Source organism: Ramlibacter sp. (assembly GCF_035706265.1).
Classification (GTDB): Bacteria; Pseudomonadota; Gammaproteobacteria; order Burkholderiales; family Burkholderiaceae_C; genus Ramlibacter.
In genome coordinates this window covers 1-7,094 of record NZ_DASSVG010000530.1, presented here as the reverse complement: position 1 = coordinate 7,094, position 7,094 = coordinate 1, and the positions used below count along the sequence as shown (strand labels likewise).

4 protein-coding genes are annotated in these 7,094 nt (G+C 66.3%); 3 read left to right on the top strand and 1 reads right to left on the bottom strand.

Annotated features, from left to right (window positions below):
• Positions 1–3,587, bottom strand: a 3,587-nt coding sequence (locus VFM98_RS19030; RefSeq protein WP_325111468.1) for an FAD/FMN-binding oxidoreductase, incomplete at its 3' end; no start/stop codon positions are given.
• 184 nt (positions 3,588–3,771) lie between these two features.
• On the opposite strand from VFM98_RS19030, the gene ugpB reads away from it, so the two are divergent.
• The 3 genes from ugpB to ugpE all read left to right on the top strand — a co-directional run bounded on the left by ugpB (position 3,772) and on the right by ugpE (position 6,926).
• Complete coding sequence (gene ugpB / locus VFM98_RS19025; protein ID WP_325111467.1) at positions 3,772–5,082, top strand: sn-glycerol-3-phosphate ABC transporter substrate-binding protein UgpB; 1,311 nt, start codon at positions 3,772–3,774, stop codon at positions 5,080–5,082.
• Between the two features lie 91 nt (positions 5,083–5,173).
• Positions 5,174–6,061 (top strand): sn-glycerol-3-phosphate ABC transporter permease UgpA, encoded by an 888-nt coding sequence (ugpA, locus tag VFM98_RS19020; protein WP_325111466.1) that lies wholly within the window; start codon positions 5,174–5,176, stop codon positions 6,059–6,061.
• 13 nt (positions 6,062–6,074) lie between these two features.
• Positions 6,075–6,926 (top strand): sn-glycerol-3-phosphate ABC transporter permease UgpE, encoded by an 852-nt coding sequence (gene ugpE, locus VFM98_RS19015; RefSeq protein WP_325111465.1) that lies wholly within the window; start codon positions 6,075–6,077, stop codon positions 6,924–6,926.
• The last annotated feature ends 168 nt before the right edge of the window (positions 6,927–7,094 follow it).

Sequence of the window (7,094 nt, the reverse complement as noted above, 5' to 3'; positions counted from 1 at the left end):
CCGCAACACCGGTCGTTCGGCCTCACTTCCGATCCCATCAGCTGATTCACCACCTTGATCGGCTGGTAGGTCTTCATGGGCGTATGGCAGGGATCGTGGTACATGTAGCGCGTACCGGTCACGCCCTCCAGCTTGACGCCCTTCTCCAGCAGGTACTCGTGGATGTCGATGATGCGGCAGCCCGGGAAGATCTTGTCGAACTCGTAGCCCTGGAGCTGGTCGTAGCAGGTGCCGCAGGAGACCACCACCGTCTTGATGTCCAGGTAGTTCAGCGTGTTGGCCACGCGGTGGAACAGCACCCGGTTGTCGGTGATGATCTTCTCGGCCTTGTCGTACTGGCCCGAGCCGCGCTGCGGATAGCCGCAGCACAGATACCCGGGCGGCAGCACGGTCTGCACGCCGGCGTGCCACAGCATCGCCTGCGTGGCCAGGCCCACCTGCGAAAACAGGCGTTCCGAGCCGCAGCCCGGGAAGTAGAAGACCGCCTCGCTCTCGGAGGTGGTGGCCTTCGGGTCGCGGATGATCGGGACGTAGTCCTTGTCCTCGATGTCCAGCAGCGCGCGCGCCGTCTTGGTCGGCAGGCCGCCGGGCAGCTTCTTGTTGACGAAGTGGATCACCTGCTCCTTGATGGGAGCGGGCATGTGCGTCTCGGGCGGCGCCGTCACCTGGAAGTGCGCCAGCCCGCGCATCACCGTGTTGCCCAGGCGCTGCGCCTTGTAGCCCACGCCGATCACCGCGGTGCGCAGCATCTTGATCGACTCGGGGTTGGTGGCGTTGAGCATCAGCATCGCCGCCGCGCTGCCGGGGCGGAAGCTCTTCTGCCCCATCTTGCGCAGCAGGTTGCGCATGTTCATCGACACGTCGCCGAAGTCGATCTTCACCGGGCACGGGTTCACGCACTTGTGGCACACCGTGCAGTGCTCGGAGACGTCCTCGAACTCCTCCCAGTGCTTGATCGAGACGCCGCGGCGCGTCTGCTCCTCGTACAGGAAGGCCTCGACCAGCAGCGACGTGGCGAGGATCTTGTTGCGCGGGCTGTACAGCAGGTTGGCGCGCGGCACGTGGGTGGCGCACACCGGCTTGCACTTGCCGCAGCGCAGGCAGTCCTTGATCGAATCGGCGATGGCGCCGATGTCGGACTGCTGCATGATGATCGACTCGTGCCCCATCAGCCCGAACGAGGGCGTGTAGGCGTTGGTGAGGTCGGCGTAGACCGAGGTGTCCGCGTCCACCTCGCCGGCGGTGGAGGGGCGCAGCAGCTTGCCCTTGTTGAAGCGGCCCTGCGGATCGACCTTCTGCTTGTATTCGGCAAAGGGCGCGATCTCCTCGTCGGTGAGGAACTCCAGCTTGGTGATGCCGATGCCGTGCTCGCCCGAGATCACGCCGTCGAGCGAGCGCGCCAGCACCATGATGCGCTTCACCGCCTCGTGCGCCGTCTGCAGCATCGCGTAGTCGTCGCTGTTGACGGGGATGTTGGTGTGCACGTTGCCGTCGCCGGCGTGCATGTGCAGCGCCACCCACACCCGGCCCTTGAGCACGCGCTGGTGGATCGCGTTCAGTTCGGCCAGGATCGGCGCGAAGGCGTTGCCGGAGAAGACCTGCGCCAGCGGTGCGCGCAGCTGCACCTTCCAGCTCGCGCGCAGCGTGTGGTCCTGCAGCTGCGGGAACAGGCCGTCGGCATTCGCCAGCCAGTCCTGCCACTGGGTGCGCACCTCGCGCACCAGGACGATGGCCTGCTGCACGCGGTCTTCCAGCAGTTCGGCGGACGGGATCTCGCCGGCGTCGTCCTGCCGGCCCAGCGGCAGGTTGCCGCGCTGGAAGAAGGCCTCCAGCTCGTCGCACAGCTGGATCTTGTTGCGCAGCGACAGCTCGATGTTGATGCGCTCGATGCCGTCGGTGTACTCCGCCATCCGCGGCAGCGGGATCACCACGTCCTCGTTGATCTTGAAGGCGTTGGTGTGCTTGCTGATGGCGGCCGTGCGCTTGCGATCGAGCCAGAACTTCTTGCGCGCCTCGGGGCTGATGGCGATGAAGCCCTCGCCGCTGCGCGAGTTGGCCAGCCGCACCACTTCCGAGGTGGCGCGGGCCACGGCGTCGGGGTCGTCGCCGGCGATGTCGCCGATCAGCACCATCTTGGGCAGCACGGCCCGCTTGGACTTGGTGGCGTAGCCCACGGCGCGCAGGTAGCGGTCGTCCAGGTGCTCCAGGCCCGCGAGCACGGTGCCGGTGCGGCCCTGCTCGGCGAACATGAAGTCCTTGATCTCCACGATGCTGGGCACCGCATCCCTGGCGTTGCCGAAGAACTCCAGGCACACCGTGCGGGTGTGCTGCGGCATGCGGTGCACCACCCAGCGCGCGCTGGTGATCAGGCCGTCGCAGCCTTCCTTCTGGATGCCGGGCAGGCCGGAGAGGAATTTGTCGGTGACGTCCTTGCCCAGGCCTTCCTTGCGGAAGCTGGCGCCGGGGATCTCCAGCCGCTCGACGCGCTCCGGCTTGGTCCAGTCGATCTTGCCGGTCGCGGCGAAGTAGCGCAGCTCGAAGCTGGCCACCGGCGCGTCGTGGATCTTGCCCAGGTTGTGGTCGGTGCGCACCACTTCCAGCCATTGCGCGTCGGGCGTGACCATGCGCCAGGACACCAGGTTGTCCAGCGCCGTGCCCCACAGCACGGCCTTCTTGCCGCCCGCGTTCATGGCGATGTTGCCGCCGATGCAGGAGGCTTCGGCCGAGGTGGGGTCCACCGCGAAGACGAAGCCGGCGCGCTCGGCCGCATCGGATACGCGCTGCGTGACCACGCCCGCTTCGGTCCAGATCGTCGGCACCGGCTCCGCGTGGCCACCGATCGCGACGCGCTCCACCTCGCTCATGGCCTCGAGCTTCTCGGTGTTGATCACCGCGCTCTTCCACGTCAGCGGGATCGCGCCGCCGGTGTAGCCGGTGCCGCCCCCGCGCGGGATGATGGTCAGGCCCAGCTCGATGCAGCCCTTCACCAGGCCGGCCATCTCCGCCTCGGTGTCGGGCGTGAGGACCACGAAGGGGTATTCGACCCGCCAGTCGGTGGCGTCCGTCACGTGCGAGACACGCGACATGCCGTCGAACTTGATGTTGTCCTTGCGCGTGTACTTGCGCAGCAGGCGCTGGGTGCGCGCGCGCAGTTCGGCGGTCTCGGCGAAGGCGGCGTCGAAGCTGCGCACGGCGCGTTCGGCCGCGGCCAGCAGCTCGCCCACCAGCGCGTCGCGCTGCGGGTCGGACTGCGGGTCGCGCCGCTTGCCGATCTCCGTCAGGCGGTGGTGCAGGGCCTCCACCAGCAGCTTGCGCCGCTTGGGGTTGTCCAGCAGGTCGTCCTGCAGGTAGGGATTGCGCTGCACGACCCAGATGTCGCCCAGCACTTCGTACAGCATGCGGGCGGAGCGGCCGGTGCGGCGCTCCTCGCGCAGGCGATTGAGCACTTCCCAGGCACGCGAGCCCAGGACGCGGATCACGATCTCGCGGTCGGAGAACGAGGTGTAGTTGTAGGGGATCTCGCGCAGGCGGGGGGCTTCGCCGTCCGCTGCGGCCATGAGTTGTTCGAGTGTGGTCGGCGCGTTCATTGGTCAGGGCAACGTCAGCCAAACGAGCGAGCCGGCTGAGGGGGAATTTTACCGCGGTGCAACACGACGCTGCTGCGCGAGGCTATCGGAAACCCGCTTGCCGCTGGGGTGGGCCGACTGTCTAATCCGCGCCACAAAGAAATCGTAGAGTCAGGGATTCAGCATCCTGAAGGAGAGCGACTGCATGAAATCGAAGTTTTCCGCCCTCGCCGTGGCGGCCGCGTTGTTCGGAGCGGCTTCCGCCCAGGCCCAGACGGAGATCCACTGGTGGCATTCGATGACCGCCGTGAACGGCGAATGGGTCAATGACCTGGCCGCCCAGTTCAATGCCAGCCAGAAGGAATACAAGGTCATCCCCACGTACAAGGGCAGCTACGACGTGTCCTTCACCGCGGCCGTGGCGGCCTTCCGCGCCGGCCAGGCCCCGCACATCCTGCAGGTGTTCGAAGTGAGCACCGCGACCATGATGGCGAGCAAGGGCGTGAGCGTGCCGGTCGGCAAGGTCATGACGGACGCCGGCTACAAGTTCGACCCCAAGGCCTACGTGCCCGCGGTGGCCGGCTACTACACGGCGCCGAACGGGCAGATGCTCAGCTTCCCGTTCAACAGCTCCACCACCGTCTTCTACATCAACAAGGACGCGTTCAAGGCCGCCGGCCTCGACACCGCCAAGCTGCCGGCCACCTGGCCCGAGGTGGCGCTGGCGGCCGCCAAGCTCAAGGCCAGCGGCCACAAGTGCCCCTTCACCACCGCGTGGCAGGGCTGGACCCAGCTGGAGAGCTTCTCCACCTGGCACAACGTGGAGCTCGCCACCAAGAGCAACGGCCTGGCCGGCTGGGACGCGCGGCTGAAGGCCAACTCGCCGCTGCACGTGCGCCACATCGAGAACCTGGGCAACATGGCCAAGAGCGGCCTGTTCATCTACAAGGGCCGCGGCAACACGCCGGAGGCGAGCTTCGTCTCGGGCGAGTGCGCCATGATCACCACCTCCTCCGGCTTCTACGGCAACGTGAAGAAGAACGCCAAGTTCGACTTCGCCGTCTCCACCCTGCCCTACTACCCGGACGTGCAGGGCGCGCCGCAGAACACGGTGATCGGCGGCGCCAGCCTGTGGGTGCTCTCCGGCAAGAAGGCGGACGAATACAAGGGCGTGGCGAAGTTCTTCGACTTCCTCTCCAGCCCGGAGATCCAGTCCGAGAGCCACAAGCGCACCGGCTACCTGCCCATCACGATGGCGGCCTACCAGCTGACGGACAAGTCCGGCTTCTACAAGCAGAACCCGGGCACCGACACCGCCGTCAACCAGATGGTCCGCAAGGTGACCGACAAGTCGCGCGGCATCCGCCTGGGCAACTACGTGCAGATCCGCACCATCGAGGACGAGGAACTCGAGCAGGTGTGGGCCGGCAAGAAGACGGCGAAGGAGGCGCTGGATTCCATCGTCTCGCGCGGCAACGAGCTGCTGGAACGGTTCCAGAAGACCAACAAGTTGTGAGTGTCACCCCCGCGCACGCGGGGGCCCAGAGAACCCAGCCCTCCCCCGCCAGGCGGGGGAGGGCTTCGCTGCATAATCACCGGCCGCTGACATGGCTGCAGAAAAACGCGTCGTCTTCCGCTCCTCCTGGCTGCCGTGGGTGCTGATCGCCCCGCAGTTCGCCATCATCCTCATCTTCTTCTTCTGGCCGGCCGCGCAGGCGCTGGTGCAGTCGCTGCAGCAAGCGGACGCGTTCGGCACCTCGGTCGAATGGGTCGGGCTGGAGAACTTCCGCAACCTCTGGAACGATCCCACCTACATCGATTCCTTCTGGACCACCGCCGTGTTCTCGGTGCTGGTGGCCTTCTTCGGCATCGCGCTGTCGCTGCTGCTGGCGGTGTTCGCCGACCGCGTGATCAAGGGCAGCGGCTTCTACCGAACGCTGCTGATCTGGCCCTACGCCGTCGCCCCGGCGGTGGCGGGCGTGCTGTGGCTGTTCATGTTCGCGCCCAGCGTGGGCATCGTCTCCTACCTGCTGCGCGAGTGGGGCTACGACTGGAACAGCCTCCTGAACAGCGGCCAGGCCATGGCGCTGATCGTGATGGCGGCGGTGTGGAAGCACCTCTCGTACAACTTCCTGTTCTTCCTCGCCGGCCTGCAGTCCATCCCGCACTCGCTGATCGAGGCCGCGGCCATCGACGGGGCGCACCCGTGGCGGCGCTTCTGGACGATCCAGTTCCCGCTGCTGTCGCCCACCACCTTCTTCCTGCTGGTGATCAACGTCATCTACGCCTTCTTCGACACCTTCGCCATCGTCGACGCAGCCACCCAGGGCGGGCCGGGCAAGGACACGGCCATCCTGGTCTACAAGGTCTACTACGACGGGTTCAAGGCGCTGGACCTCGGCGGCTCCGCCGCGCAGTCGGTGGTGCTGATGGTCATCGTGGTCACGCTCACGGTGCTGCAGTTCCGCTTCGTCGAGAAGAAGGTCAACTACTGAGGCCCGCCCGCACATGATCGAACGTCGCCCCGGCCTCAACCTGCTGTCGCACCTGATCCTCGTGATCGGCGTGCTGATCGTCGCCCTGCCCGTCTACATCACCTTCGTGGCCTCCACGCACAGCAACCAGGACATCATCCATCCGCCGATGCCGCTGCTGCCCGGCTCGCACATGATCGAGAACTACACGGCGGTGCTCACCGGCACCCAGGGCGGCGGCGGCTCCAAGGCGGCCGTCGGCCGCATGATGACCGTGAGCCTGGTCTCGGCGCTGGTCATCTCCATCGGCAAGATCGCCATCTCGCTGCTGTCGGCCTTCGCGCTGATCTACTTCCGCTTCCCGGCGCGCCAGTTCTTCTTCTGGGCGATCTTCGTCACGCTGATGCTGCCGGTGGAGGTGCGCATCGCGCCCACCTACGAGGTGGTCTCCGACCTGGGCATGCTCAACACCTACGCCGGGCTCACGGTGCCGCTGATCGCCTCGGCGACGGCCACCTTCCTGTTCCGCCAGTTCTTCCTGACGGTGCCGGACGAACTGGTGGAGGCCGCGCGCATGGACGGCGCCGGCCCGATGCGCTTCTTCAAGGACGTGTTGTTGCCGCTGTCCAAGACCTCGATGGCGGCGCTGTTCGTGATCCAGTTCATCTACGGCTGGAACCAGTACCTCTGGCCCCTGCTGGTGACCACCAGCGAGGACATGTACCCGGTGGTGATCGGCATCAAGCGCATGATCTCCGGCGGCGACGCCCAGACGGAATGGGGCGCCGTGATGGCCACCGCGATGCTGGCGATGATCCCGCCCGCCATCGTCGTCATCCTGATGCAGAAGTGGTTTGTCAAGGGCCTGGTGGATACGGAGAAGTGAGAAGGTTGAGCGTTGGGCGTTCAGCGTTCAGCGTGCGGCGTTCGGCGTTCGGCGTTCAGCGTTCGGCGTTGAGCGTTTAGCGAATGGATCCCCTCACGCTCAACGCTCAACGCTCAACGCTCAACGCTCAACGCCCAACGCCCAACGCCGAACCTGCAAATTCAAATG

What these genes read in the sequence shown, in the direction of transcription:
- ugpB (WP_325111467.1), top strand. Translation starts at nt 3,772, where the DNA reads ATGAAATCGAAGTTTTCCGCCCTCGCCGTGGCGGCCGCGTTGTTCGGA.
- ugpA (WP_325111466.1), top strand. Translation starts at nt 5,174, where the DNA reads ATGGCTGCAGAAAAACGCGTCGTCTTCCGCTCCTCCTGGCTGCCGTGG.
- ugpE (WP_325111465.1), top strand. Translation starts at nt 6,075, where the DNA reads ATGATCGAACGTCGCCCCGGCCTCAACCTGCTGTCGCACCTGATCCTC.